This is a genomic window from Allobosea sp. 2KB_26, from assembly GCF_052115715.1.
In the GTDB taxonomy this organism is placed as follows: Bacteria; Pseudomonadota; Alphaproteobacteria; order Rhizobiales; family Beijerinckiaceae; genus Allobosea.
Genome location: NZ_JBFRHE010000001.1, coordinates 688,230 through 713,489, shown reverse-complemented (window position 1 = coordinate 713,489; position 25,260 = coordinate 688,230). Strand labels below are relative to the sequence as shown.

Genomic DNA, 25,260 nt, shown 5'->3' with positions numbered 1-25,260 from the left:
CTTTATCGCGTGGCCCGCTCGAACAGCCCTCATCTCCTGATCGTCGATGACGACGCCACGATTCTCAGGATCCTCGCGCGGTTCCTGAGCGAGCATGGGGTGCGTGTGACTCAGGCCCAGGCCGGGACGCAGATGCTCGAAGCCCTGGAAGCAGGGCGCTTCGACCTCGTCGTCCTCGATATCATGATGCCGGGAGAGGATGGGCTCAGCCTTTGCCGGCGCGTCCGTGCCACGAGCAACATCCCGATCATCCTGCTGACAGCGATGACATCCGACACGGACCGCGTCGTCGGGCTCGAACTCGGTGCCGATGATTATGTGACGAAACCCTTCAACCCGCGGGAGCTTCTGGCGCGGGTGCGGGCGGTTCTGCGACGCACGGGCGTCTCACCCACCGCTGCGCGAGATCATGTGCGGTCGACCTTCCGGTTCGCGGGATGGACGCTGGACGCGAAGCGCCGGGTCTTCCTGTCTCCTGACAATGTCCTGACCGATCTGACGAGCGGCGAGTTCGATCTGCTGCTGGCCTTCGTGGAGCATCCGCAGCGTGTTCTCAGCCGCGATCAGTTGCTCGACCTGGCCCACGGCCGGGCAAGCCAGATCTTCGATCGCAGCATCGATGTCCAAATCAGCCGGCTGCGCCGCAAGATCGAGATCAATCCGCAGGAACCACTGCTCATCAAGACCGTGCGGAGTGAGGGATATGTCATGACTGCGGATGTGGCTGCCGATGCGCCCGAAGCAACGCCATGAGGGTAAGGCTGTGGTCGCGGGTGGGCTTCGCCCCTCGTATTGCTATTGTAGTGGTCCTGACGTTCATCGGGACACAACTGCTCGGCGAGGCGCTCCGTGCGCTGGTGCCACCCTCGGATTTCGCGTTGTTCGACACGCAATGGCTTGTCGATACGACGGTCGAGGCTCAACGAACCGTGGCGGCGGCTGATGCCAGCCGGCGTGATGCGGCGCTGTCCTCGCTCAAATCGAAGGAGTGGCTCGATTTCGCGATCCGTGAACGTAGACCCGCAGCGCTGAGCGGCCCTTCGCCTGCATCGAGTGCGACGCTCCAGGCCCAGATCACCAAGAAACTGAGCGTCGATGCGGACGCTGTCGTCGTCAATATCACGCCCTATGGCAACCTGCTCAGTCAGGTCAGGACCGGTGTCGTCCTTTTGTCCGGCCTGCCGGCGCTGATGGCCAACGTCGCCGCGGATTCGGTCGAGCACTACCCGCTCGTGGCATCGGAGATCGAGATCGGCGTCCGCCTCTCGGATCAGTCCTGGCTGATCGTGACGCAGCGCGCCGGCGATCTGGCCAGCGCGCGCTACGTGCGGAACGCGGCGGACCTGATCGGCGGGGCGTTGTTTGTCGGCATGCTCTCCGTCTGGATGGCGCGCAGTCTGGTCAAGCCGCTGACGCAGCTTGCCGGAGCGGCCGAACGGCTCGGCCGGGAGCGGGCGCTGACCCCGATCGGTGACATGGACCTGCCGGAATATGCCGCGATCGCCCATGCCTTCAACGACATGCAGGCGCGCCTCACCCATTTCGTGGATGAGAGAACCACTATGCTTGCCGCGATCTCGCATGACCTGCGCACTCCGCTCACGCGGCTGCGGCTCATGGCGGAGTATGTGCGCGACAAGGACCAGCGGCAGGAGGTCCTGTCCAATATCTCCGAGATGGAAACCATGATTCAGTCGTCGCTCGCGTTCGGCAGCGACGATGCGCGGCGCGAGCCGCACAACGTGGTCGATATCGCCTCGCTCTTGATCAGCCTTTGCGACAACTCCACGGATATGGGGGGGCATGTCACCTATGTCGGCCCCGACCATGCGCAGCTGTCCTGCCAGCCCGTGGCAATGCGCCGTGCTCTGTCAAATCTCATCGACAATGGGCAGCGTTACGGAGAGCGGGTCAGCGTGACACTGCGCGACGAAGCTCAGGCGCTTGTCATTGTTCTCCAGGATGTCGGGCCAGGGATTGCGCCGGACCAGATCGAGCGCGCTTTCGCTCCGTTTCAACGCCTCGATGGATCGCGCAGCCGTGCGACCGGTGGCACCGGCCTCGGGCTCACGATTGCCCGGGACGTCATCCGGGCGCATGGCGGGGACGTTACCCTGGCGTCGGCCCAGCCGGCGGGTCTGCGGGTGACCGTGAACCTGCCAAAACCGACGATGTTGCCGTCTGTGATCTGACATGTGCTCCGCGGCACTTGCCGTCGCAGCTTGCCTGGGCGACCGCATGAAATTGGCGTTCGGCGGCTTGGAGATTGGTGCGCGCGATCCGGCTATTGTTTCTGGCCCGCGTTCACCAGCGGCGTGGTCAGTACTTCGCCGGTCGTGCTCGCCGCGTCGCTGATCGAGTCTCCGAGTTGCTCGATGCGGCCATTGAAATTGCGGCGAGTATGGGGGTCGACGATGGCGATCGGTGCTGCAATCGCAAGACCAGCCGCAGTCCCAACCGTTGCAGCGGCACCGGCGGTGACTGCCATCAGCCGGTCGCCGAGGCCGACGCGCGAATCGGTGATGGATTGGCCGGCGACGAGGCGGGTGCCGATCAGCCGCACGACCTCGGGGCTCTCCGCGAATTTGCCGTGGTTCAGCCGGTCGTCCGATCTGAGCTTGGTCAGGTCGAGCACGGTGATGCCTTCGGCAGCCAGCTCGTCGCGATAGGGTTCGGCTTCCGGGTTGATCGCGCCCAGCCGTGCCGTGCTGCCCCAGACTCGGCGGGAAACCGCCAGTGCCCGGTCGTCCTGCGAGACGAAGAGGGTGAATTTCGCGCGGCTCTTGCCGATCTCGGCGATCTGGGTCCGGAAGACATCGACATCGACGTCAGGCGAGGCGAGCATGATATTGGCGATCTTGGGTGCGATCTGGCCGTTCCGGATCGCCATCTGGCGCAACGATTCGAGTGTGAGCCAGTTGCCCATGGAATGGGCCAGGATCGAGACCTCGCCGACCGCGGGATCGCGCGCCAGCGCCTGGAGCGTGGCCTCGAGCGCATGGCGCGAATAATTCGTGCTTTCGCGGTCGTAGCCATAAGCGAAGAGCGAGCCGCGTGAGGGCCAGGTGAAGAGCAGCGGCACGACATTGGCATCGGAATCGTGGACGATCTGGGCGAAGCGATAGACCGCGTCCTCAAACCGGTTGTTGAAGCCGTGGACGAAGACGAGAACACGCCGCTTCGGGGCCTTCAGTGCTGCTGAGTGCAAGCGCGCGAAGGCGGCCGGCTGATCGAGACGGTCCACCTTCAGCGTCACGAATTCGCGCTCCGGGTCGCCAGGAAGGCGGCTTGGCCATTGGACTTCGCCAACCTTCCGGACGCGCGCGGGCGGGATCGAGACGGTGATCTCGGCGAAGGATGATTTCACGCCGCGCTCGCCGGAAAACAGGATGCCGTTATCCGGATCGGGCGAGCGCGTCGTGGCCACGAGCATGGTGACTTTGCTGGCGTCGGGTGCGCCATGCGTAACCGGTGCCAACACGCCCTGCACGTCGCCGGCGCAGCCGGCGAGCAACAACGCCAGTGCCCCAGCAGCGAATTTCATCCCATGCCGTCTCATGCAGAAGCCATCCAGGTCGCAGGGCCAGGCAGCAGAGCGATCATGGTCGCTCTGCGCGTCATTCAGCAAGGGCTTGGGGTCAGTACGGCGCGCGGGACAGGACATCGCCCCCGAAACGATCGCCGAAATTGGGCGAGCGGCGGTTCTCGCGGACATAGGCCGGCCCGCCGCCTTCGCTCGGTGCAGGGCCGGGATCGAGATAGCTGCGCTCCTGCGGCGTACGGATCGGGATTCCGGGCCCATCATTGGCCGCGACGGGCTCGCGCTGTGTACAGCCGGCGAGAGCGGCGATCAGGACGAGGGCCGCGGAGGCCCGGCGAAGGGGGGCCCTCGCGGCGCTGATTGTGGTGATGGAACCGCCGCTAGGCATCTGGATAACCCTTCGTGTGGATGAACAACCCGCCGCCGCGTGAGCGGGCGATGCCGGTCGCATAGTGTCGCTGCATCAAAGCCGGCGGCAGCAGCCGGCGTCAACGCGCCGCCGCGAGATCATGTGGACGGCGAGCGCGGCGCCGGTTGCCGATCCGGGCGTTCCGATCGGGACACGTTGTTGGCCGTGAGCCCGGAACGCTCCGGCGCGAGAGGATCTGGCGGGTGCGGCGCGCCGAACTCCACCGGCTGGATTGTCCGCATCAGAGGGGATTGATGTAGTTGGTGATCGCGATCTGCCGCAGCAGCACCTTGCGAATGACATGTGCGGCCGTGACGCGATCGGTGAAGATGGCGGCATCGCCGGCAGCACCCGCCGGAAGCTTGTCGGCAAAGGCCTGGTCGTCGAGTTTCACGCGCACAACAAAGGGGGCTGCCTGGATGGATTTCGGCGTCACCGCCGCCCCGGATGTCTGCACCTGACCTGTCGAGATCGCCTGCAACACGCTCTCGACCTTGCCGGTGAAGACCTGCCCTGGGGCGAACTTGAACGTCAGTTCGACCGGCTGGCCGGCCGCAATGTAGCGGGCATCGATCTGCTGGATCTCGACGCCGATGACCGTCTCCGCGGTGTCCACGAAGGCCATGACCGGCGCGAGCGGCAGGTTGGCGACGCGTGCGCCCTTCCGCAGCGCGACATTGGTGACGTAACCGGCGGCCGGAGCTCGAACCACCGTCTTCTCGAGGTTCCACCTGGCGCCCTCGAGTTGCGCCTTGAGCTGGTCGACCTCGGCCTGGCGTTGCTCGACATCGAAGCTGCGGCCGGACCCCGTGCTCTGCAGCTGGGTCATTTGAGCCAGGCGCTGCTGCTGCAATTGGAACTGCGCTTCCAGCGCCTTGACCTGGGCCTCGTAGGGCACGGGGTCGATCTTGAACAGCACAGCGCCCGCCTTCAACGGCGTATTCGGCTCGACAGGGACGTCGACCACCTCGCCGGCGACATCAGGGACGATGGCGACGGATTGCCGGATGGCCAGCGCCGGGCCTTGCGGCGCGCCCCAGTTCATCGGGATGAAGAGGCCGATCAACAGCAGAAGCAGGACAACGATCGGCGAGACCTTCCAGAACAGGTTGAACGGTACGATCCGCAATTTCACGAGCACAAACAGGAGGGCGAGATACACATTGAGCAGGACGACGATCATCGGGCGAGCTCCTGCGGGCGCGCGGGCACGTCAACACGCGCGGGCACGTCGACATAGGCCCAGATCAGGACGGCAGGCCACAGCACGAAGCCCAGAAACAGCGTCACCCAGCCGCCGACAGCCACGGCCTGGGCCCAGGGATGATTGCGTCGCTTGGCGATCATGCCCGGAAGCATGGCCATGAAGACGATGACGAAGACCGTGCTGCACACGAGCACGACCAGAACGATCCAGGCGAATATATCAAGCGGGCTCATGGGCCTCCGTCCACTCTCGAGCTGCACCGGCGGCCGGCAGGCCCTGACATCGAGGGTGCAGGATACTGACAACCGGCGGAAAGTCGCGCTCGAAAGTTGGTTTGCCGGTCCTGAAGCGGAGCCGGCCAAAGCCTTGGCTGCCGGGTGGGTTCGGGGTGGGGCGGGCGGCTGTCACGAGGTCCCAGACTAAAGCACGACCACTTAACGGGCGCGCGTTGCGCGTCAGCGCAGGGCCCGGAGCGCGTTCAGGATGACCACGATGTCGATCGCTTCCTGGAACAGGGCTCCCTGCACCGGCGCAAGATAGCCGAGGGCAGCGACAAGCATTCCGACGAGGGACAGCCCGAGGCCGACGTAGACGCTCTGCAACGCGATGCCGCGCGTGCGTCGGGCAATCACGAGTGCCTTCGCCAGCGGCTGCAGTTCGTCGACCAGAACTACGATGCCGGCTGCTTGGGACGAGGCGGCGGCGCCACGCGCGCCCATTGCGACCCCGACATCGGCGGCGGCAAGTGCGGGTGCGTCATTGACACCGTCACCCACCATCATCACGGCCCTGCTCTCGGCCTCTCGGCGCACGACGGCGACCTTGCCCTCTGGCGTCAGGTCTCCCAGAACCTGATCGACGCCGAGATCTTCGCCCACGGTCCGGGCAATCTGCTCAAGATCTCCGGACGCGAGCACGATCCGCTCGATTCCGGCCGTGCGGAGAGATTGAAGCGTCGAGCGCGCATCGTCGCGCAATTGGTCGCGAAGCAGAATGACGCCGGCGAGCAGCCCGTCCGCTGCCACCGCCACGGTCAAAGCTTCCTGTGGGGCGTCTGCAACCAGCGCGTCCGGATCACCGCCCCGGCTGCGGCTGCGCACATAGGAACCGCCGCCCAGTGCGATGCGCCTGGTGCCGACCTGTCCCTCGATGCCCTTTCCTGGCGTCTCGGAGATATCCGAAGGGGGTAGTAGCGTCAGTCCCGCATCAGACGCGGCCCGGATCAGTGAAATCGCCACCACATGTGCCGATGCCTGATCGAGGCTTGCGGCCAGGGCCAGCACCTCGGTCGCGGCAAAGCCGTTGCAGGTGCGGATCTCGGTGATCGTCGGCCGCCCCTGGGTGAGCGTACCGGTTTTGTCGAGGATGGCTGTCCGCACTCGCGCCAGGGCCTCGAGCACGCTGCCGTCCTTGACCAGCGCCCCACCCCGCGCGGCCTTCGAGATGCCCGAAATGATCGCGACGGGCACGGCGAGGATCAAGGGACAGGGCGTTGCCACGACGAGGACCGCCAGGGCGCGGATCGGGTCACTGCTCAGTAGCCAGGCCGTGCCCGCGATGACGAGCGTCAACGCGAGAAAGCCGATGGCGTAACGGTCCGCCAGCCGTGCCATCGGCGCCTTGCTCGCCTGTGCCTGCTCCACCAGCTTGACGATCCCGGCATAGGTGCTCTCGGATGCCGGCCGGCTTGCGATCAGATCGAAGGGGGCGCCGAGGAGCGTTGCTCCGCTGAGCACCTCGGCGCCGCGGCTCAGGCTTTTCGGCAGGGACTCTCCGGTCAGAGCCGAAAGGTCGAGCACGGCGACGCCACTCGCGACATGGCCATCGACCGGCAGCACCTCTCCGGTGCGCATCAGCAGACGATCACCCTGGCGGATCGCTGCGATCGACACCTCCTCGAGCGTCTCGCCGCGATAACGCATGGCGTTGAAGGCGACCCGGCCAAGGAGAGCCGACATTTCCCGGCGCGCACGGCCCTGGGCGAAATTCTCGAGCAGCTGGCCGCCAGCATACATCAGCGCGACGACGTTGCCGGCCAGGCTTTCGCCGAAGGCAAGCGCCGCCGACATCGACAGGGCCGCGACGATATCGAGACCGACATCGCCGCGGCGCAGCGATCCGACGATCTCGATGATGAGCGCCAGCAGCACCGGGATGGTCGCAACAGTCCAGGCGCGACTGGCGAAGGATGCCATGCCGATCCACCAGAGCCAGCCGCCGGCAACGAGCCCGGCCAGGGCGATGCCGACGAGCAGCAGGTCGAGATACTGGCGACAGAGCCGGGAGATCCGTCCCGCCCAGCTGTCGTGGGCGGGCTGTGCCAGGGCCTCCGCTTGAGACTGGGGCACCGCCTGAATCTCCTGTGCGAGCCGGTCCGGCTTCGTCATGTCATGCGGGCGACGGGTGCCTGCGAAGCCCGCGCGGTCTCAATGTGACATCAAGCAGCAGACGGGTGAAGCTTGCAGTAGATCGCGTGTCATGCCGCCAAACATCCACTCCCGCATGCGATTGTGACCATAGGCGCCGGAAACGATGAGATCGGAACCGTGCTCGGTGGCAAAGTCGATCAACTCGTTGACTGCGTGCTTGGCACTGTCGGTCTGCAGCACCGCCTTTGCCGCCACACCGTGCAAAACGAGGTAGTCGCGCACGTCTTCGGCGCCCTGATCTTCGGCGTCCGGCCCAATCGACAGGACGGTCACGGATTCTGCCCGCGCCAGCAGCGGCAGGGCGTCCCGCACGGCGCGCCGCGCTTCCCGCGTATCCTTCCAGGCGACCAGGATATGCTTGCCGGATAGATAGCTGACGTCGGGCGGTACGACGAGGAGCGGCCGGCCGAGCGACATGACGAGATCGCCCGGAGAGAGGCTCATCCCACCCTGGACGGGGTCGTGATGGGCTTGGCGGGCCAGCACCACGAGATCGGCTGCGCGGGCCTGGTCGAGAACGAAGTTCCGCGGCGTTTCGATGGCGCTGCGCCAGACAAGGTGCTTCATGTCGCCGGCGGCCTTGCGGAATATCGCTTCGGCCCGCGCAAGGTCTGCTGAGACTGCGCGCTTGCTCTCCTCGATCAGGAGCGCGTCGACGCTCGCCAGACCGTCGCCGACATAGGGGAGAATGAAGTCTTCTGCGGCGATGCCGATCAGCCGGCTTCCAAAGCGATCGGCCAATGAGGCTGCCAGCTTGACCCGATCGGCGGCACCGCTGCCGAGGTTGAGCGGCACCATGATGCTGGCATAGCCCGCCTGCGCCTTCACCGTTGCTGTCATCGCATGTCCCCCAAATCTCGACGCATCCGTGGCGTCTATGATCGAGCCCAGTGTGCAGGGACGCATTGATATGGAGCAAGGCGCCCCCCTGCACACCGGCACCGCGCAGATGCCGTAGATGCCTTCAGGCGATGACTGGTTTGACCGGGGCCCTCGGTTTCACGGCAATGATCTGGAAGGGCTGCAGGTGGTCGTCACCGTCGCGGATAGAGACATAGCCGCCGACGACGAAGCGGTGTCGGTCGAGCCGGTAGCCGGCCTCGTCATCATCGCTGCCGGAATCGTCATAGTCGATGAACCAGGTCGCGCCGCCGGCGCCTCCGGCCCGGCGCAGGAGCCAGCCGTGACGATCCGGCTCCCCCACCGAGAAGCGCCTGACGCGGCAGAGATCGCGCTGCTCCTGCCAGCCAGCCGCATCGATATATCCGTCAAGGTCGAGCGGCGCGGTAATCTCGTAGCCATGCCGCGGGCTTCCTTCGGGATAGCCGCTCGTCCGGGCGAGATGAAGGGTGATGACATAAAGCATGATGGTCGTCCGTCCTTTCTGCCGCTTGGATATCCATGCCACGATCAATCGCGCATATTTCGGGCGCGTCCGGTTTGATCTGGCGCAAGGACGTTTCTGCCGGGCCGATGGAGGTTCTTTCGCGTACTGGAGGATGACATGATCGAAGGCATCAAGAGCATATTGGTCGCGGTGACGGAGGAGGGGCAGACCGAGGAGAACCTTGCTGTCGGCTACGGGCTTTCGTTGGCGCGGCAGACGAATGCGCATCTGACGGTGCAGGCGGCGGCAAGCCGGTTCTCCGTGCCCTATTCGATGATCGATGATTTCAGCGGCGCGATCGTCGCGTCGGAGAATCGGCGCATTGCCGGCCTCGCCCAGAAGCTGGCCTCCGACGCTCGATTCGCGGCCAATCTTGCCGGCGTGGTCAGCACGGTCGAGAGCCCTCAACTGATCTACAGCAGCCTGCTGCAGCGCTTTCTCGACCACGCCCGCGTCAACGACCTGTCAATCCTGGATGCGGAGCCGACGACGCTCGCCGTCGACCGCGGTCTGATCGAGACGGCTCTGTTCGAGAGCGGCAGGCCGGTCCTGGTCGTTCCGCCCGGCCATCCCGGCTTCTCGGGAGAGACCATCGTCATCGCCTGGGACGGCGGGGCCAGCGCGGCGCGTGCCGTGGCCGATGCCTTGCCGTTCCTGCGAGCCGCCAAGGCTGTCGAGATCGTCTCGGTCACCGGCGAGAAGGACCTTTCCAACGCGGTTCCCGGTGTCGAGCTGGCACCTCATCTCGCCCGCCATGGCGTCGACGTCACGGTCAAGACGGTGGCACTCGGCAAGGGGCGCGATGTCGCGACAGCGCTCCAGGACGAAGCGGTCGAGTTCGGCGCCGGTTTCATCGTGTTGGGTGGCTATCGCCATTCCCGCCTGCGCGAATGGCTGCTCGGCGGCGTGACGCAGTCCCTGCTCAAGAACAGCAAGGTTCCGCTCTTCATGTGCCATTGATCGTGGCGGGGAAAATGGCTCAACTCTGCAAACGCACGGTTGAGCCACTCCCGGCTTGAGACCGGGCGCGTTCAGCCTGGTTTCCGCTCATGAGCATTCGGAACTTCGACGCGCTCTTCAATCCTCGCGCGATCGCCCTGGTCGGGGCCAGCAACCAGGCCGGTTCGGTCGGGGCGATGCTTGCCGCCAACCTCTATGGTGCGGGCTTCAAGGGGCCGATCATGGCGGTCAACCCGCATGAAACGGCCATCCGCGCGGCGTTGAGCTATCGCTCGGTAGCCGAACTCCCTGTCACGCCCGACCTTGCCGTCCTGGCGACGCCGGCAGCGGCGGTTCCCGCGCTGATATCCGAACTCGGGCAACGCGGCTGCCGAGCCGCGATCGTGATCAGCAACGGCTTTGGCGACACCACGGCTACGGACGGGCTGCGGCAACAGATGCTCGATGCGGCCAAGACGCATCTGATGCGCATCGTCGGGCCGAACTGTCTCGGCCTGATTTCCTCTCCGCGCGCGATCAATGCGAGCTTCGCGCATCTGACGCCGCGGCCAGGCAACATCGCCATCGTCAGCCAGTCCGGTGGCATCATGTCGGCCTTGCTCGACTGGGCGGACCGGCGCGGCATCGGCCTTTCGCATGCGATTGCGCTCGGCGACACCAGCGATGTCGACGCGGGCGACATGCTTGATTACCTCGGCACGGATCCGACCGCGCGCTCGGTGCTGCTCTATGTCGAGAACATCTCTCACGCCCGCAAGTTCATGTCCGCAGCACGGGCGCTGGCGCGCATGAAGCCTGTCATCGTGGTCAAGGCCGGGCGCAGTGCCGCCGGGGCGCGGGCGGCGCTGTCGCATACTGGGGCACTTGCAGGTGCGGACGCGGTCTATGACGCTGCCTTTCGGCGCGCTGGCCTGTTGCGGGTCGCCGAACTCGACGAACTCTTCGCTGCGGCGGAGATCCTGGCAAAGGGAGTGCGCGTCTCCGGCGACCGGCTGACCATTCTGACCAATGGCGGCGGCGCCGGCATCCTCGCCGTCGATGCCGTCGGGGAACGGGGGAACCGCGTCGCGACCCTCAGCCCGGAGGTGATCGCCAAGCTCGACAGCGTGCTGCCTGAGGGCTGGTCGCGTGGGAACCCCGTCGATGTCCTGGGGGACGCTACGGGAGACCGTTATGCGGTTGCGCTGGAAGCGCTGCTCGAAGAGCGCGAGAGCGATGCCGTCCTGGTCATCAACTGCCCCTCCGCCATCGCCGATGGCGCGGAGGCGGCACGTGCCGTGTCCCGGGTCGTCGCCCGACAGAAGCATGTTCCCGTCATGACGAGCTGGCTCGGCGGCACGCTCGCACAGGCCGCCAGGGCGTATCTGCGGGAAGGCGGGCTTCCGAATTTCGCGACACCTGAAGAAGCGGTTCGCGCCTTCAGTCATCTCGCCGCCTTCCGGCGAAACCAGGAGCTTCTGCTGGAAACACCGACGGCTGGCGTCGCCATTGCAACCCGGCAGGTCGAGGCGGCGCGCAAGCTCATCAAGGCGGCGTTACGCGAGAAGCGCATCTCGCTGACGGAACCGGAATCCAAGCAACTGCTCGGGCTGTTCGGCATTCCCACCGTCGAGACGAGATTTGCGGCGACGCCGGAGGAGGCCGGAGCCTGTTTCGAGGCGATCGCGGGTCCGGTGGCGCTGAAGATTCTCTCGCATGACATCATCCACAAATCCGATGTCGGTGGCGTCGTCCTGGGTCTGAAGAGCAAGGCCGAGGTCGAGGCGGCAGCGCGCGAGATGCTGGAGCGCGTGGGCCGGCTTCGCCCGACGGCGCGGATCGATGGCTTTGCGATCCAGCCCACGATCTCCCGACCGAAGGCGCATGAGCTGATCCTCGGTATCGCTCAGGATGAAACCTTCGGGCCGGTGATCCTGTTCGGACGCGGCGGCACCGCGACGGAGGTGATCGGGGACCGGGCCATTGGGCTGCCGCCACTGAATTCGGTCCTGGCGCGCGACATGATCTCCCGCACACGGGTTGCGCGGTTGCTGGCGGGATTTCGTGACGTCCCGGCTGTGCCGCTCGAACCGGTGGTCGATATCCTCGTGCGCCTGTCGGAGCTGGTGGTGCAGCTGCCCGAGATCATCGAGCTCGACATCAATCCGCTTCTTGCCAATTACGAAGGCTGCATCGCGCTCGATGCCCGGATCGTCATCGCTGGCAAGAAGGAGCGCCGCCTCGGACTGGCGATCAGCCCCTATCCGCATCAGCTCGAGCGTGAGATCGCGCTTGGCGACGGCACGGAGCTGCACTTGCGACCGATCCGGCCCGAGGACGAGAGTGCTCTCGCCGAGATGGTCGCGCTGTGTACACCGGACGACTTGCGGATGCGGTTCCTGGGACCGGTGAAGATCTTTCCGCATGCAACGGCAGCCCGGCTGTCGCAGATCGATTATGACCGGGAAATGGCATTGGTCGCCGGCGAGCCGGGTGCGCCCTATGGGATGGGGCCGATCTTCGGCGTTGTCAGGATCTCGGGCGACCCGGAGCGCAAGACGGCAGAATATGCGATCCTCGTCCGCTCCGACATGAAGGGGCGGGGCCTCGGCTATCGCCTCATGACGGAAATCATCACGCATGCGCGGGAGCAGGGCTACCAGCGGCTCTTCGGCGAAGTGCTGGCGCATAATGCCGCGATGCTGCAGATGGCGAGCGATCTGGGCTTCCGCGTCACACATGCCGATGGCGATACGGTTCATGTCGAGTTGAAGCTCGATGGACCGGAGCCGAAATCGTGACCCGGCATTCCGCGTCGGTCACTGCGCCAGGTGCGGCATCGCGGCGCAGCTGATCGCGCGGCGGTCCTTGATCACCCATCTCGTCGCCCTGAAACGCTGTAGCGTCAGATCTCATCTGACGGCGAGCCCGCGACTTCAAGGCCCCTAGACTTGCTCCACCGCGCGGCTGAAGCCTGTTGCCGGCGCGATTTGCCCCGCCGTGAGGATGGGGCACTTGCAGGGCGCAGGCTATCGCTTTTTGTCTGCGTATGCGTACAATCTTGACATTGTACGCTTCTGTCGCCATTTAATGTGCGACGCTGGCGGCTCAATGCTGGCTTCAAGGAGTTGTTCTCGTGTCCGACCATGAATGGCCACCCCTCTCGCCTGCCCAGACTGGTCTGCGCGGACGGTGTCCGCGTTGCGGACAGGGCCACCTGTTCCAAGGCTTTCTGAAGCTACGGCCGAAATGTGAGGTCTGCGGTCTCGACTATTCCTTTGCGGACCCTGCCGATGGCCCGGCCTTCTTTGTAATGATGTTCGTCTGCATTCCGGCGGTGGTGTTCGCGCTCTGGCTCGAAATGGCCTATGAGCCGCCGGCCTGGGTTCATCTCGTCACCACCTTGCCGCTGATCCTGCTGACCTGCATCCCACCGCTTCAGCCGTTGAAGGGCTGGCTCGTCGCGGCACAGTTCTTCCACAAGGCAGAGGAAGGCCGGCTGGCTCGCCCCAAGGGCGAGAAGACGCCGGCCTGACCACGGAGGAAGGGACGGCGTCGTGGACGCTTTGCTTGCGCGCTCCCGACCTCGTCAGACGATCCACTGATGCTGCGAGCGCTCATTGATCATGATCGCGGCCAGCGTCTTCAGGGCATGGGCGAGACGCCCGCGTTCCGGCACGCCACCCAGAGAAATCCTGACCGCGTCTGGGGCCTCGCCTTCGACGCTGAATGCATCCGATGGCGTAACGCCGAGGCCTTCCTGACGAACTGCCTCGACCAGGCGGTAGCGATCCCAATGCGCCGGTAGCGGCTGCCAGATATGCAGACCGTTCGGGTGATGCCGGGCCGAATCCGGCAGGATGGAGCGCGCCAGTTCCTGGCGGGCCGCAGCCTCGCGGCGCACCCCGTCGAGCAGGTCGCCAGCGGCACCGATCCGGATCCAGTGGGTTGCAAGCGCCGTCATCAGGGGCGGCGGCATGAGCGCAATGCTCCGCAGGATCGCGACGAGCGCGTCGCGGTTCTCGTCCGGCGGCAGGACGACGAAGGCGGTACGCAGCCCTGGCGTCAGAACCTTCGACAGCGTAGCCACATGATAGGTCCGCTCCGGAGCGAGGGCGACCAGCGGCGGCGGAGCATCGCCGGCGAGCAAACTGTAAGGGTCGTCTTCAATGATCCTGAGGTGTTTTGCCCGCGCGATCCGCACGATCTCATCGCGTCGCGCAGGCTGCATTGTTGCTGTGGTCGGATTCTGGATCGTCGGCGTTACGCAAAGCAGCTTTGCTCCGGATTCAGCAATGGCCCGTTCGAGGGCGTCCGGCAGAAGACCCTCTTCATCGGTCGCGACGGGGACAGGTCGCCGACCCGCCAGCCTCGCCGCTGCAAGCAGGCCGGGATAGGCGAGGGCCTCGACGAGAATGGCCTCGCCCGGTCTTGCGAGCTGGTTGACCAGTGCCACGAGTGCCGGCTGCGCGCCGGGGGCGACCAGCAGCCTCGCGGGTTCGATCCGCCCGAGAACCGGCTCAAGCCAGGCACAGCCGGCTGCCCGGTCCGCCAGCGAACCCGCTCCGACATGATAGGTCATCAGCAAATCGGCGCTGGATCGCGACAGGACCTCTGCGAGACCTCGCTGCATCATCTCAGCAAGGCGTATGCCCTTCGGGGGCGGGGGAATGTTCATGCTCAGGTCGATGAGCGGACCCGACTGTTCCTTCCGCGTCGAGATGAAGGAGCCGCGCCCGGTTACCGCGTCGAGCAGATTGCGATGTCTTGCCTCTGCATAGGCTCGGGTGACCGTGGTCAGATCGACGTCGACAAGTTTGGCGAGCTGCCGCTGCGGTGGGAGCCGGTCGCCAGGGCGCAGGGTGCCATTTGCGACGGCCTGGGCAATCAGCTCGACGATCTGGAGGTAACGTGGGCCTGCCGATGGATCGAGTTGGCGGATCCATTGCATTGTCTCGTCGCTCCGCGCCATGCCGGCCCTCCGGATTCCATGCATTGTAGGCTAATGTCTGCATACGATACACGAGACGAACACGGCAAGCCAATGGAATGCCAAAGCGTTGGGGCAAAGCAGTGGATCAAGCGATCAGCGCTAACCCAGTGTGGTCTGTGACCTAGATCACATTAATTCCCAGGTATTCGTGCAAAATCTAGGCGCGGGCGGTTCCTGAGACGAGCGTTCGAGCGAAGACAACATAAGTTAACCCTTCGTTCACCAAGTCATTTACAGGCGGCTGTAAATGAGCCAGCATGCTCTCAGCGTCGCGGCATAGAATTGGGGGAGGTCAGCGATGGATGGCATATCGATTGCGGTTGTAGATGACCATCCGCTTCTGACCGAAGGAATCGTTGCGCTGCTGCAACGCAAAGGTGGCTTTTCGCTCGTCGCGACCGGTTCGGCTGCCGATCACATCACCGCGATTACGGAAACTCATCAACCTGATGCGATGATTGTCGATCTGAACATGGCCGGCGACGCTTTTCAGGCAATTTCGGACGCATCGAAGGCGGCGCCTCACATGAAGATGGTGGTGTTCACCGCATCGACCAGCACCGACCATGCCATTCAGGCGCTCGACGCCGGCGCCAGCGGTTACGTCCTCAAGGGCAGTCCGGCCGATGATCTCTTCGACGCGATCGAAGCGGCGCGGCGAGGCGAGATTTATATCACGCCAGCCTTCGCCACCAAGGTGATCGGTGCGCTGCAAAGCAAGGCGCTGGAAAAGAGGGCGGCGCAAAGCACCCGGCTGAGTGTGCGGGAGGATCAGATCGTGAGGCTTCTCCTGTGCGGGAAGCAGAATCGAGAGATTGCCCGGGCCCTCTCGCTGAGCGAGAAAACGATCAAGGGCTACATGACCAACCTCATGCACAAGCTGAACGCCAGGAATCGTCTGGAGGTTGTGATTGCGGCGCAAAGGCTGGTTCCGCCGGGCGCGGAGGCGCGGGATCCGGCAAGGCCTCGCTAGGGTTGAGATCGCGCCGTCAGGACCGCATGGGCAGCGTGGCGCGCACTTCTGTTCCGCCTGAGGGCAGGCGGCTTACGGTGAGTTGGCCGCGCAATGCCTTGATGCGGCTGTCCATGCCCCGCACCCCCAGGCCGCCACCGCCGAGTGGCGCGTCACGGTGTTGGATGGGCAAGGTGCTGCCGCTGTCCGACACACAGATTTCGAGCATATCGTCGCCAATGCGGGCTTCGACCTTCTGCCCCCGCCCCCCGGCGTGTTTATAGGCGTTGGTCAGCGCCTCCTGCACGATCCGGTAAGAACAGAAACGGATGGCGACGGGAACCTGCGCAGGCAGTTCGGCGACGTTGCGAAGGACATGTGTGCCCGTCTGCTGCTCATGGCGGGTAATGGCCAAATTGATGGTCTCTGCGAGAGAGAGATTCTCTGCCTCGGGCAACGCCAGTCCTGACGACAGGTTGCGCAGATCCGAGAGGACTTGCTGGATCAGGGGTTCGAGCTCGCCGTGAGCATGGGCTGCGGGCGCCACGGTCCCGCTCGCCCGATCTGCCGTAGAGGGCAGCTTCAGCATCATCAGGCTGAGGAGCTGGATCGGCCCGTCGTGGATGTCCGCGCCAATGCTGGCAAGATAGGTCTCGTTGAGAACGGTGGCGTTGAGCCTGGCCCGGTCCGCTGCCCGCCTGAGCGCATTGTTCCGCTTCGCCAGGGCTTCCGCCCGCGCCAGGTTCTGTTCGAGAAGAGCCTGCTGGCTGCTGATGATTCGGCTTGCGCGTTTGACGATGACATGCAGCAGGATGACGATGACGATGGCGACATTCGCGATGAGGAACCATGTCGCGTATCGGACGCTGGAGATCTCTCGATTCATGAAGTGGCTGAACTCGTAGAATTCTCCGATTGCGATGATGTCCCTGGTCTTCTCCCTGTAGATCGGAGCATAGATCTCGATCAGCTTTGGCTTGAGCTTCAGGGCTCTGAGCTCGTCACCGTCATCATCGAGGTCGGTGTCGACGACGACGTTGCCTGCCATGATCCTCTTGATGTCACCTGCCGGCAGCTTCCCGTGGGACTCGACCTTGCTCGTGCTGAAGATCAGGTTCCCGTTGAGGTCCCATAGCTTGATGATCGCGACGTGGCGGCCAAGGCTGGTATTGACGAGGAGTGCCTCGATCTGCTCGCGGCTTTCCTGCGGCAATGCGTTCGAGGCATCCAGCCCCTGCACATGCGGCGACAGAAATCCCTCAAGATAGAGCGCTCCCGTTTCCGCCATGCCTTGAATCCAGCCGGAGCGAATTCGGCTCTCGACCCAATAGCCGAGCGCAGCCATGGACAGACCGACGGCCAAGGCGGCGGTGAGGAGGAACTGGCGTTCGAGGGAGAGGGCGTTCCAGCGTTGCAGGATTGCGTTGCGGAATGCGGCGGGCCAGCGCCAGTTCTTTCCGTCTCCAACCGTCGTGTCAGTTCCTCCGCCCTGCGTCTGGGAACCTGCTGTGTACTTGTCATTCACCCGGTCATTCATCCACAATCCATCGTGGCATTGATCCAGTGCGCGATCGTCTCGGTGCTAGGCCGTGTCTTCAGCGTGTTCCAGATTAGAAGAATAGCAATTTGTTCGCTCTTGCGCCAATACCAATGTTCTGGCGATAGACGAGAATTCGACGTGATTTTTAATTTTCTTGAGTCAGATAGTTTTTAAAATAGCGTAGAAATTCTGCGCCATGAATGGCCTCGCCGGACTCGACTCTTGTCTAGGTCGCCTAACGACAAAGCCGCCGATACACCGTGGCGTGCCCGGATCGAATGGTGGCACTGTCATCGTGCTGCTGCGCGAGAGCCTGAATGGCTCTCATTTCGATTGAATTGGTCTGGCGACGCCTCTTCATTTGCGCGAAGCGCCATTGTCGGTGCCGAGGAGTAGACTTGTTGCCTGATCTCCGCCTGCCGGCGGGAGCTCGGGGAAGCTCCCCTCAGTGGTGAAATGTCCAGAGGAGGCTCTCGCTCAGGCCTTTCAGTGCTTCGACTGCATCAGGTCGCTCGCGGGCGATCGCGGTAATCAGGGCGTCCGCCAGCGCGAAGATCGCGGTTGGCGAGTTCGGCAGAAGCCGGTTCCTGGCCGGGGCGAAGAGCGTGATGTCGGCGATATGGGCGAGCGGGGAGGTGGGGCCGTCCGTCAGTGCCAGCAAAGTCGACCCACGCTTCTTTGCGAAGGCGGCGAGGTCGAGCGTCGTGCGCGAATAGCGCGGCACCGAGATCGCGACGACGAGGTCGTCGGGCCTGGCCGAGAGCATGTGACGAATGGCGCGCTCCGGTCCGGTGCGCGAGGACGCGAAGGTCACATCGGCGTCGAGATAGAGCGCGAGCCCGTCCTCAAGGAAGGATGCGACATGATGGCTCGCTCCCGAGGCGGCGATGAAGACGCGGCGCGCCTTGAGCAGGGCCTCGATCGCCCGTGTCGTGGTCGCCTCGTCGAGGGCGTCCCGCGCGGCCTGCAGATTGGCCGACTGGTCGGAGAGGGCGTCGACAAAGGTGGCGAAGGTCGAGCCCGCGGCCGAGCGTGCGCCCGCAAAACTGTCGACAGGATCGAGCGCGAATTTCAGGGCCGCAGACAAGGCCGCACGGAATTCGCCATAGTTTCCATAGCCGAGAGCGCGGACGAAGCGTGTGACGGTGGCGTTGGAGGTGCCGCTGCCTTCGGCAAGTCCTTCGATCGTCATGGTGGCGACGTCGAGCGGGTGCTGCAGCACGAAATCGGCTGCGCGCCGATGCCCATTGCTCAAGGACGGGTAGACCCGGGCGATCCGGTTCGAGAGATCGGTCGTCGGCTTCAAGCCTTGGGACATGCGTCTCCACCCGATTGACGTTCGAATATTTTCATGTTTGCTACCCAACGAAAATGAAGCTGTCAAAATGGTTCACATTGGGAGCGGAGATCACCATGCGTAAATCCTTAATGGTTGCGGCTTTGGCCGGAACCTGTCTTGCCGCCGCGCCGGCCTGGGCCCAGACCCTGCGCATTGCGCTGGCTTCGGAGCCGACGGCTGTCGATCCGCATTACCATGATCTCACGCCGAACAATGCGCTGGCCCAGCACATCTTCGACTCGCTCGTGCGTCAGGATGAGAAGCAGAAGCTCCATCCCAGCCTCGCCAATTCCTGGGAGAATGACGGCAAGAACCGCTGGACCTTCAAGCTGCGCCAGGGCGTCACCTTCTCGAACGGCAAGCCTTTCACCGCGGAAGACGTGGTCTTCACGTTCTGCCGCACGCTGAAGAACGAGACCAAGGTCTCCGATTCCTTCGCCGATATCACCGGGAACTTCGCGTCGGTCGAGGCGCCCGATGCTCACACGCTGATCATCAACACGATCAATCCCGAACCGCTGATGCCGAACCTGCTTTCGAGCCTCAGCATTCTCTCGGCTTCGATCGTCGAGCATGGCCCGATCAGCTATGACGTTCCCAAGAACTGCGGCGTGACAGGCGCCTGGCCGGCCGTGAGCGGTTTCAATGACGGCAGCCTCGCGATCGGCACGGGCCCCTACAAGCTGAAATCCTATGTTCGCGGCTCGTCGATCGAACTCGAGCGTAACCCGAGCTACTGGGGCAAAGCCGAACCTTGGGCGACCGTGCGCCTGCTGCCCGTGACCAATGCCGGCCCGCGCCTCGCCGGACTGCTTGCCGGTGACTACGATGTCATCGAGAACCCCGCAGCACGCGACCTTGGCCGGATCAAGGGTGACAAGCGCTTCGGCCATGTCGTTACGCCCTCGACCCGCGTGATGTATTTCCAGCTCGACGTGGCCCGCGACCAGAGCCCCTTCGTCAAAGCCGAAGACGGCAAGAACCCGCTCAAGGACCCCCGCGTCCGCAAGGCGATGTCGCTCGCCATCGATCGTGACGCGATCGTCAAGCGGATCATGGACGGTGCGGCAGAGCCGGCCTACCAGTTCTTGCCGACCGGCATGTTCGGCACGCTGCCGAACCCGCCGAAGCTGGCCTATGACCCGGCTGCCGCCAAGAAGCTGATGGCCGAGGCAGGCTATGCCAAGGGCTTCCAGCTGACGCTGTCCTCGACCAATGACCGCTACATCAATGACAGCCAGATCACCCAGGCTGTCGCGCAGTACCTGACCCAGATCGGCATCAAGACCGAGGTTGATGCGATGACGCGCGCGATCTATTTCCCGCGCCGCGCCAAGAAGGAATTCAGCGTCGCGCTCGGCGGCTGGGGGTCCGGCACCGGTGAGGCCGCGTCCTTCCTGCGCCAGTGGCCGCCGACCCCGAACGACGAGAAGACCCTCGGCGGCTCGAACTATGGCGGTTACAAGAACGACGCGTTCGACAAGGTGATCCGCACTGCCGTGACGACGCTCGACGATGCCAAGCGCGCTGAACTGCTGCAGGAGGCCGGCAAGCTGGTGCTCGCCGACGGTGCGTTCATCCCGCTGCATTTCGAAAGCGGCATCTGGGCCTTCAAGTCCGACCTGAATGTCACCGGCCGCGCCGACCAGTTCATGCTGGCGATGTCGGTGAAGCCGGTCGCCAAGTAAGTCCAGTCATCCAGTAAGCGTAGCAGAGTCGATTAAACGCAATGACCGCCTATGTTTTGCAGCGGCTGATCCAGAGCGTCATCGTTCTGCTCGCGGTCTCGGTCGTGGTTTTCTTCGCCGTCTATGGCATCGGAGACCCGATCGAGCTCCTGGTCTCGCCACAGGTCAGTGCCGCCGAGCGCGCGGCCCTGATCAAACGGCTCGGCCTCGACCTGCCGGTTTGGCAGCAGTATTTCACCTTCATGGGCAATGCCCTGAAGGGCGATCTCGGGCGCTCCTTCGTGCATGGCGTGCCCGCGATCGAGCTGATCCTCGCCCGTCTGCCCGCGACCTTCGAACTCGTGCTGCTGGCGATGACGCTGGCCGTCACGGTCGGAGTGCCGCTCGGACTGCTCGCGGGACTTGATCCCGACAGCCGCCCATCGCGGATCATCATGGCCAGCACTGTGCTCGGCTACTCCCTTCCAAATTTCTGGAAGGGCATGATGCTGATCCTGCTCTTTGCGGTCGTGCTTGGCTGGCTGCCGACGGCGGGTCGCGGCGAAACCGTCTCCGTGCTCGGCGTGCAGACCAGCCTGCTCACGCTGGACGGGCTGCAGCATCTGATCCTGCCGGCGCTCAATCTCGCCATCCCCAATACGGCACTGATGATCCGCCTGGTCGCGGCCGGCACGACCGAGACGATGACGCAGGACTATGTGAAATATGCCCGTGCCAAAGGTGTGCGCCGCAAGCGCATCGTCGGTCGGCACGTGCTGCGCAATATCCTGATCCCGGTCGTGACGGTGGTCGGCATCGAGTTCGGCAGCCTCGTCGCCTTCTCCACCATCACCGAGACGGTCTTTGCCTGGCCCGGCATGGGCAAGCTCCTGATCGACTCGATCTACCAGCTCGATCGGCCGGTCGTCGTCGCCTATGTGCTCTTGGCGACCCTGCTCTTCGTCACGGTGAACTTCCTCGTCGATATCCTCTATGCCGCGCTCGATCCGCGCGTGAAGCTGACTGGAGACATGGCATGAGCGCGCCGGCGAAAGCCCCTGTCGTGCCGGCCTATGCCGACACGCCCCTGCGCGAGAAGGTGCTGCGCCGGATCCGGAACCGGCCGACGACGCGCGGCGCCGCGATCCTGCTCGGCATCCTTGTCATGCTCGCTGTGCTCGCTCCCGTCATCGCGCCGCAGAACCCGCATGACCTCGCCGCGCTGAGCGTGATGGACAACCGGCTGGCTCCTGGTGACAGCGGCATGACCGGCATCACTTACTGGCTCGGCAGCGATGCCCAGGGCCGCGACATGCTGAGCGCGATCCTCTACGGGCTGCGAACCAGCCTGATGGTTGGCCTCACGGCGACCGCGGGCGCGCTCGTCATCGGGATCACTGCAGGATTGCTCGCCGCCCAGTTCGGCGGCGCGGTCGATGCCGTGATCATGCGCGTCGTCGACTTCATGCTTGGCTTTCCGTCCATCCTGATTGCGCTCGTGCTGCTCGCCTCGATCGGCCGCGGCGTCGACAAGGTGATCTTCGCGATCGTGCTGGTGCAATGGGCGCAATATGCACGATTGATGCGCGCTGCTGCCCTGGTCGAGCGCCGCAAGGAGTATATCGAGGCGGCGCTGAATTTCGGCCTGCCGACCCGACATATCATGCTGGCGCATCTCTTGCCGAACTCGGTCGGCTCGGTGCTCGTGGTGGCCTCGATCAGCATCGCGAGCGCGATCACGCTGGAGGCGACCCTGTCCTTCCTCGGCGTCGGCGTGCCCGTGACGCAGCCTTCGCTCGGACTGCTGATCGCCAACGGCTTCGAATTCCTCCTCTCCGGCGAATACTGGATCGCGGTATTCCCCGGCATCGCGCTGGTGCTGCTCATCATGTCGCTCAATCTTGTCGGCGACCGCCTGCGCCGCAGCTTCAACGTGCGCTCATGAGTGCTCCGCTTCTCGAGGTCCGGGGGCTCAGGACCGTCTTCCACGCGCTCGATGGCGCCTGGCCGGCTGTCGACGGCGTCGATCTCAGCGTCGCGCGCGGCGAGGTGCTCGGGCTGGTCGGAGAATCCGGTTCCGGCAAGTCGGTGACCGGTTTCTCGCTGGTCCAGCTCATCGATCCGCCGGGCGAGATCGTTGCCGGCGAGATCACCTTCGCCGGTGAGAATCTTCGCGAGGCGTCCGAAGAGCGGCTGCGCAAGCTGCGCGGCGACCGTATCGCCATGATCTTCCAGGATCCGCTGATGACGCTGAACCCGGTGCTCAGCATCGGTGAGCAGATGAGCGAGGCGATCCTGGAGCATCGCCAGTGCAGCCGCGCGGAGGCGCTGAGCGAGGCGGCCAAGGCGCTGGCACGCGTCGGCATCTCGTCGCCGGAGGCGCGGCTCAAGCAGTTCCCGCATGAGTTCTCGGGCGGCATGCGCCAGCGCGTCGCGATTGCGACTGCATTGCTGAATGCACCCGACCTGATCATCGCCGACGAGCCGACTACCGCGCTCGACGTCACAATCCAGAGCCAGATCCTGTTCGAGGTCCAGAAGCTCAGCCGTGAAACCGGTACCGCGGTGTTGTGGATCACCCATGATCTCGCGGTCGTCGCCGAACTCGCGGACCGGGTCGCCGTGATGTATGCCGGCCGTGTCGTCGAGATCGGTCCTGTCGACTCCGTGCTCGATCAGCCGCGGCATCCTTATACGCTTGGTCTGCTGAATTCCTCGGCCGCGATGGTCGAGCCGGGTGAACGCCTGAACCAGATCGACGGCGTCGCACCTCGGATCGATGGGCGCCCGAGCGGCTGCCCATTCCGTCCCCGCTGCAACCGTGTCCAACCGATCTGCGCGGAGCAGGATCCGACACCGACCGGGACCGCCGAGCGCAGTTTCCGCTGCCACAACCCGGTTCCGCAGGGAGAGGCAGCATGAGCGCGCCCGTCTTCGAACTGAAGGGTGTGACCAAACACTTCCGCCGTAGTCCCACTCTGGCGGAACGCATCCTGATGGCGACCGGCCGCGGCAAGGCCCCGCCGGCGCTGCGGGCCGTCGATGGCGTCGATCTCAGCGTCAAGCGTGGCGAGGTGCTCGGGCTCGTCGGTGAGTCCGGTTGCGGCAAGTCGACGCTGGCGCGTGTCGCCACCGGCATCCTCAAGCCGAGTTCGGGCGAGGTCATCTACGAAGAGAAGCCGGTGGTCGGCCTGAAGGGCAAGGATCGACTCAATTTCCTGCTGAAGGTCCAGATGATCTTCCAGGACCCCTACGCTTCGCTCGACCCACGCATGAAGGTCAGCCGGATCGTCGGCGAGGCGCTGAGCGTCCACAAGCTGCTGCCGAAGGCGGAGATCGAGGCTGCTGTCGACCAGGCGCTGACCGAGGTCGGGCTCGATCTCGCCTATCGCGAGCGCTATCCGCACCAGTTCTCAGGCGGCCAGCGCCAGCGCATCGGCATTGCCCGCGCGCTCGCGGTGAAGCCTGACTTCCTGGTCTGCGACGAACCGGTCTCGGCGCTCGACGTTTCCATCCAGGCGCAGGTCGTCAACCTGTTCATGGATGTCCGCGAGCGGCACGGGCTGACTTATCTCTTCGTCAGCCATGACCTTGGACTGGTGCGCCATATCAGCGACCGGGTCGCGATCATGTATCTCGGGCGGATCGTCGAGATCGGATCTGCCACTGCCATCTTCGCCGAACCGGCCCATCCCTATAGCGCGGCCCTGATCAAGGCGATTCCGTCCGCGGCCGGTCGCAAGCGGGATTTCCAGCCGTTGAAGGGCGAGTTGCCGTCGCCGCTCGCACCGCCGTCAGGCTGCCCGTTCCACCCGCGCTGCGAACTCGCGATGCCCGTTTGCCGCGAGGTCCGGCCCAAGCTGACCGAGATCGCACCCGGCCGCAGCGCCGCATGCCATTTGCACAAGGCCCCGGAGACCGCATGACCACCGCTTCGCTCACGCCCGCTATCGGCCGCAGCACATTGCCATTCGTCGATCGCTTCCACCCCGACAGGCCGCTCGAGGTCAATATCTATCGCCCCGCCGGCCATAAGCCGAACGACCCGGTGGTGGTCGTGCAGCACGGCATGCTGCGCAATGGCGACGAATACCGCGACTTCTGGATCGATGCCGCGGAGAAGCACGGCATCCTGATCGTGGCTCCGACCTTCTCCAACGCGTATTTTCCGCAGGCCGAAGGCTATAATAACGGGCTCGTACTCGAGGCCGGCGATACGATCGCGGCACGCGACAACTGGCTCTATTCCGTGCCGCAACGCGTGCTCGAGGCGTTGCGCGCTGGCGGCGTGATCGATCGTCCGGTGATCCGCATCTTCGGCCATTCGGCCGGCGGTCAGTTCGTCCATCGGATGCTGGCGACGCAAGGCGCGGAGCCCTTCGAGGCGGCGATGGCCTCCAATCCGGGCTGGTATACATTGCCTTGCCTCGACAGGAGTTTTCCGGAAGGCCTCGGTGAGCTCGGACTGGATCAGGCGGCGCTGGCGCGTTGGCTTGCCTATCCGATGATCATTTTCGCGGGAGACCAGGACATCGCTACCGCCGATCCGAACCTGCCGTCGCAGGCCGAGGCGCTGGCTCAGGGGCCGCATCGCTACGGGCGGGCTCATTTCATGCTCGACTTCGCCAAGCGCGAGGCGGCCCGGCTCGGGCTGCCCTGCAACTGGCAGTTGATCACGGTGAACGGAATCGGCCATGACGGCGCGGCAATGTCGCGTGCCGCGGCGGCCTACTGGTTCGAGGGCGGCCGTATTCCCTCAGCCGAGGAGTTGGGCCAGCAGGCCGCTCCGGTTCTCTGAGGTTCTTGTTCGTCGCGGCGTGCATCCGCTACGATTTGGATCCGAAAGTTGTCCCCAGC

Annotated in this window: 22 protein-coding genes; 12 read left to right on the top strand and 10 right to left on the bottom strand. The window is 64.5% G+C overall.

The window, feature by feature from the left end; all coding sequences use genetic code 11:
• Positions 1-9: 9 nt before the first annotated feature.
• Together AB4099_RS03495 and AB4099_RS03490 are read left to right on the top strand one after the other, a co-directional pair.
• The gene (locus tag AB4099_RS03495) at positions 10-753 is read left to right on the top strand and encodes a response regulator (RefSeq protein WP_441477039.1); all 744 of its coding nucleotides are present in this window, start codon (positions 10-12) and stop codon (positions 751-753) included.
• Between the two features lie 50 nt (positions 754-803).
• Positions 804-2,192, top strand: a complete 1,389-nt coding sequence (locus AB4099_RS03490; RefSeq protein WP_441477038.1) for an ATP-binding protein — start codon at positions 804-806, stop codon at positions 2,190-2,192.
• 92 nt (positions 2,193-2,284) lie between these two features.
• Here AB4099_RS03490 and AB4099_RS03485 read toward each other — a convergent pair whose 3' ends face one another.
• The 7 genes from AB4099_RS03485 to AB4099_RS03455 form a co-directional block, all read right to left on the bottom strand.
• Entirely contained in the window at positions 2,285-3,559 is a 1,275-nt protein-coding gene (locus AB4099_RS03485) for an alpha/beta hydrolase (RefSeq protein ID WP_441477037.1), read from the bottom strand.
• Positions 3,560-3,638: 79 nt separating this feature from the next.
• Entirely contained in the window at positions 3,639-3,929 is a 291-nt protein-coding gene (locus AB4099_RS03480; protein ID WP_113517776.1) for a hypothetical protein, read from the bottom strand.
• Between the two features lie 262 nt (positions 3,930-4,191).
• Positions 4,192-5,133: an HlyD family secretion protein gene (locus tag AB4099_RS03475; protein ID WP_441477036.1), complete on the bottom strand. Its 942-nt coding sequence runs from the start codon at positions 5,131-5,133 to the stop codon at positions 4,192-4,194.
• Complete coding sequence (locus AB4099_RS03470) at positions 5,130-5,390, bottom strand: DUF3302 domain-containing protein (RefSeq protein ID WP_441477035.1); 261 nt, start codon at positions 5,388-5,390, stop codon at positions 5,130-5,132. Before AB4099_RS03470 ends, AB4099_RS03475 begins: the two co-directional genes overlap by 4 nt.
• 222 nt (positions 5,391-5,612) lie before the next feature.
• Complete coding sequence (locus AB4099_RS03465; RefSeq protein ID WP_441477034.1) at positions 5,613-7,505, bottom strand: heavy metal translocating P-type ATPase; 1,893 nt, start codon at positions 7,503-7,505, stop codon at positions 5,613-5,615.
• Between the two features lie 78 nt (positions 7,506-7,583).
• Entirely contained in the window at positions 7,584-8,426 is an 843-nt protein-coding gene (locus AB4099_RS03460; protein WP_113510946.1) for a universal stress protein, read from the bottom strand.
• A gap of 124 nt (positions 8,427-8,550) precedes the next feature.
• Positions 8,551-8,952, bottom strand: coding sequence for a hypothetical protein (locus tag AB4099_RS03455; RefSeq protein WP_441477033.1), 402 nt, complete (start codon positions 8,950-8,952; stop codon positions 8,551-8,553).
• Positions 8,953-9,090: 138 nt separating this feature from the next.
• Between AB4099_RS03455 and AB4099_RS03450 the strand changes: the two genes are divergently transcribed.
• The 3 genes from AB4099_RS03450 (at position 9,091) to AB4099_RS03440 (ending at position 13,447) form a co-directional block, all read left to right on the top strand.
• Complete coding sequence (locus AB4099_RS03450; RefSeq protein ID WP_113510944.1) at positions 9,091-9,933, top strand: universal stress protein; 843 nt, start codon at positions 9,091-9,093, stop codon at positions 9,931-9,933.
• A gap of 89 nt (positions 9,934-10,022) precedes the next feature.
• On the top strand, positions 10,023-12,713 hold the full coding sequence (locus AB4099_RS03445) for a bifunctional acetate--CoA ligase family protein/GNAT family N-acetyltransferase (RefSeq protein WP_441477032.1): 2,691 nt from the start codon (positions 10,023-10,025) through the stop codon (positions 12,711-12,713).
• A 335-nt stretch (positions 12,714-13,048) separates the two neighbouring features.
• Positions 13,049-13,447 carry a DUF983 domain-containing protein gene (locus AB4099_RS03440; RefSeq protein WP_162767923.1) on the top strand — a complete coding sequence of 133 codons (399 nt, stop codon included), beginning with the start codon at positions 13,049-13,051 and terminating at the stop codon, positions 13,445-13,447.
• A gap of 54 nt (positions 13,448-13,501) precedes the next feature.
• Here AB4099_RS03440 and AB4099_RS03435 read toward each other — a convergent pair whose 3' ends face one another.
• The gene (locus AB4099_RS03435) at positions 13,502-14,884 is read right to left on the bottom strand and encodes an aminotransferase-like domain-containing protein (protein WP_441477031.1); all 1,383 of its coding nucleotides are present in this window, start codon (positions 14,882-14,884) and stop codon (positions 13,502-13,504) included.
• A gap of 319 nt (positions 14,885-15,203) precedes the next feature.
• Between AB4099_RS03435 and AB4099_RS03430 the strand changes: the two genes are divergently transcribed.
• Entirely contained in the window at positions 15,204-15,878 is a 675-nt protein-coding gene (locus tag AB4099_RS03430) for a response regulator (protein ID WP_113510940.1), read from the top strand.
• Between the two features lie 16 nt (positions 15,879-15,894).
• Here the strand turns inward: AB4099_RS03430 and AB4099_RS03425 are convergent, their stop codons facing one another.
• Together AB4099_RS03425 and AB4099_RS03420 are read right to left on the bottom strand one after the other, a co-directional pair.
• A complete protein-coding gene (locus AB4099_RS03425; RefSeq protein WP_441477030.1) occupies positions 15,895-17,394 on the bottom strand; it encodes a sensor histidine kinase in 1,500 nt (499 codons plus the stop codon).
• Positions 17,395-17,842: 448 nt separating this feature from the next.
• Positions 17,843-18,715, bottom strand: coding sequence for a MurR/RpiR family transcriptional regulator (locus AB4099_RS03420; protein ID WP_113510938.1), 873 nt, complete (start codon positions 18,713-18,715; stop codon positions 17,843-17,845).
• A gap of 95 nt (positions 18,716-18,810) precedes the next feature.
• Here AB4099_RS03420 and AB4099_RS03415 point away from each other — a divergent pair, with 95 nt between their 5' ends.
• Genes AB4099_RS03415 through AB4099_RS03390 form a run of 6 tightly spaced genes read left to right on the top strand, consistent with a single transcriptional unit; the run spans position 18,811 to position 25,201 of the window.
• Positions 18,811-20,424 carry an ABC transporter substrate-binding protein gene (locus AB4099_RS03415; protein ID WP_113510962.1) on the top strand — a complete coding sequence of 538 codons (1,614 nt, stop codon included), beginning with the start codon at positions 18,811-18,813 and terminating at the stop codon, positions 20,422-20,424.
• A gap of 41 nt (positions 20,425-20,465) precedes the next feature.
• Positions 20,466-21,443, top strand: coding sequence for an ABC transporter permease (locus AB4099_RS03410; protein WP_441477029.1), 978 nt, complete (start codon positions 20,466-20,468; stop codon positions 21,441-21,443).
• Positions 21,440-22,348 carry an ABC transporter permease gene (locus AB4099_RS03405; RefSeq protein WP_113510936.1) on the top strand — a complete coding sequence of 303 codons (909 nt, stop codon included), beginning with the start codon at positions 21,440-21,442 and terminating at the stop codon, positions 22,346-22,348. The genes AB4099_RS03410 and AB4099_RS03405 overlap by 4 nt, the downstream gene beginning before the upstream one ends.
• The gene (locus tag AB4099_RS03400) at positions 22,345-23,325 is read left to right on the top strand and encodes an ABC transporter ATP-binding protein (RefSeq protein WP_069879500.1); all 981 of its coding nucleotides are present in this window, start codon (positions 22,345-22,347) and stop codon (positions 23,323-23,325) included. Before AB4099_RS03405 ends, AB4099_RS03400 begins: the two co-directional genes overlap by 4 nt.
• Positions 23,322-24,329 carry an ABC transporter ATP-binding protein gene (locus tag AB4099_RS03395; RefSeq protein WP_441477028.1) on the top strand — a complete coding sequence of 336 codons (1,008 nt, stop codon included), beginning with the start codon at positions 23,322-23,324 and terminating at the stop codon, positions 24,327-24,329. The genes AB4099_RS03400 and AB4099_RS03395 overlap by 4 nt, the downstream gene beginning before the upstream one ends.
• A complete protein-coding gene (locus tag AB4099_RS03390) occupies positions 24,326-25,201 on the top strand; it encodes an alpha/beta hydrolase (RefSeq protein WP_441477027.1) in 876 nt (291 codons plus the stop codon). Before AB4099_RS03395 ends, AB4099_RS03390 begins: the two co-directional genes overlap by 4 nt.
• Positions 25,202-25,260 lie beyond the last annotated feature (59 nt).

Coding starts and splice junctions, on each gene's coding strand:
- AB4099_RS03400 (WP_069879500.1), top strand. CDS start 22,345: ATGAGTGCTCCGCTTCTCGAGGTCCGGGGGCTCAGGACCGTCTTCCAC.
- AB4099_RS03435 (WP_441477031.1), bottom strand. CDS start 14,884: ATGGCGCGGAGCGACGAGACAATGCAATGGATCCGCCAACTCGATCCA.
- AB4099_RS03415 (WP_113510962.1), top strand. CDS start 18,811: ATGCGTAAATCCTTAATGGTTGCGGCTTTGGCCGGAACCTGTCTTGCC.
- AB4099_RS03475 (WP_441477036.1), bottom strand. CDS start 5,133: ATGATCGTCGTCCTGCTCAATGTGTATCTCGCCCTCCTGTTTGTGCTC.
- AB4099_RS03420 (WP_113510938.1), bottom strand. CDS start 18,715: ATGTCCCAAGGCTTGAAGCCGACGACCGATCTCTCGAACCGGATCGCC.
- AB4099_RS03450 (WP_113510944.1), top strand. CDS start 9,091: ATGATCGAAGGCATCAAGAGCATATTGGTCGCGGTGACGGAGGAGGGG.
- AB4099_RS03425 (WP_441477030.1), bottom strand. CDS start 17,394: ATGAATGACCGGGTGAATGACAAGTACACAGCAGGTTCCCAGACGCAG.
- AB4099_RS03395 (WP_441477028.1), top strand. CDS start 23,322: ATGAGCGCGCCCGTCTTCGAACTGAAGGGTGTGACCAAACACTTCCGC.
- AB4099_RS03455 (WP_441477033.1), bottom strand. CDS start 8,952: ATGCTTTATGTCATCACCCTTCATCTCGCCCGGACGAGCGGCTATCCC.
- AB4099_RS03460 (WP_113510946.1), bottom strand. CDS start 8,426: ATGACAGCAACGGTGAAGGCGCAGGCGGGCTATGCCAGCATCATGGTG.
- AB4099_RS03445 (WP_441477032.1), top strand. CDS start 10,023: ATGAGCATTCGGAACTTCGACGCGCTCTTCAATCCTCGCGCGATCGCC.
- AB4099_RS03410 (WP_441477029.1), top strand. CDS start 20,466: ATGACCGCCTATGTTTTGCAGCGGCTGATCCAGAGCGTCATCGTTCTG.
- AB4099_RS03485 (WP_441477037.1), bottom strand. CDS start 3,559: ATGAGACGGCATGGGATGAAATTCGCTGCTGGGGCACTGGCGTTGTTG.
- AB4099_RS03390 (WP_441477027.1), top strand. CDS start 24,326: ATGACCACCGCTTCGCTCACGCCCGCTATCGGCCGCAGCACATTGCCA.
- AB4099_RS03470 (WP_441477035.1), bottom strand. CDS start 5,390: ATGAGCCCGCTTGATATATTCGCCTGGATCGTTCTGGTCGTGCTCGTG.
- AB4099_RS03430 (WP_113510940.1), top strand. CDS start 15,204: ATGGATGGCATATCGATTGCGGTTGTAGATGACCATCCGCTTCTGACC.
- AB4099_RS03405 (WP_113510936.1), top strand. CDS start 21,440: ATGAGCGCGCCGGCGAAAGCCCCTGTCGTGCCGGCCTATGCCGACACG.
- AB4099_RS03480 (WP_113517776.1), bottom strand. CDS start 3,929: ATGCCTAGCGGCGGTTCCATCACCACAATCAGCGCCGCGAGGGCCCCC.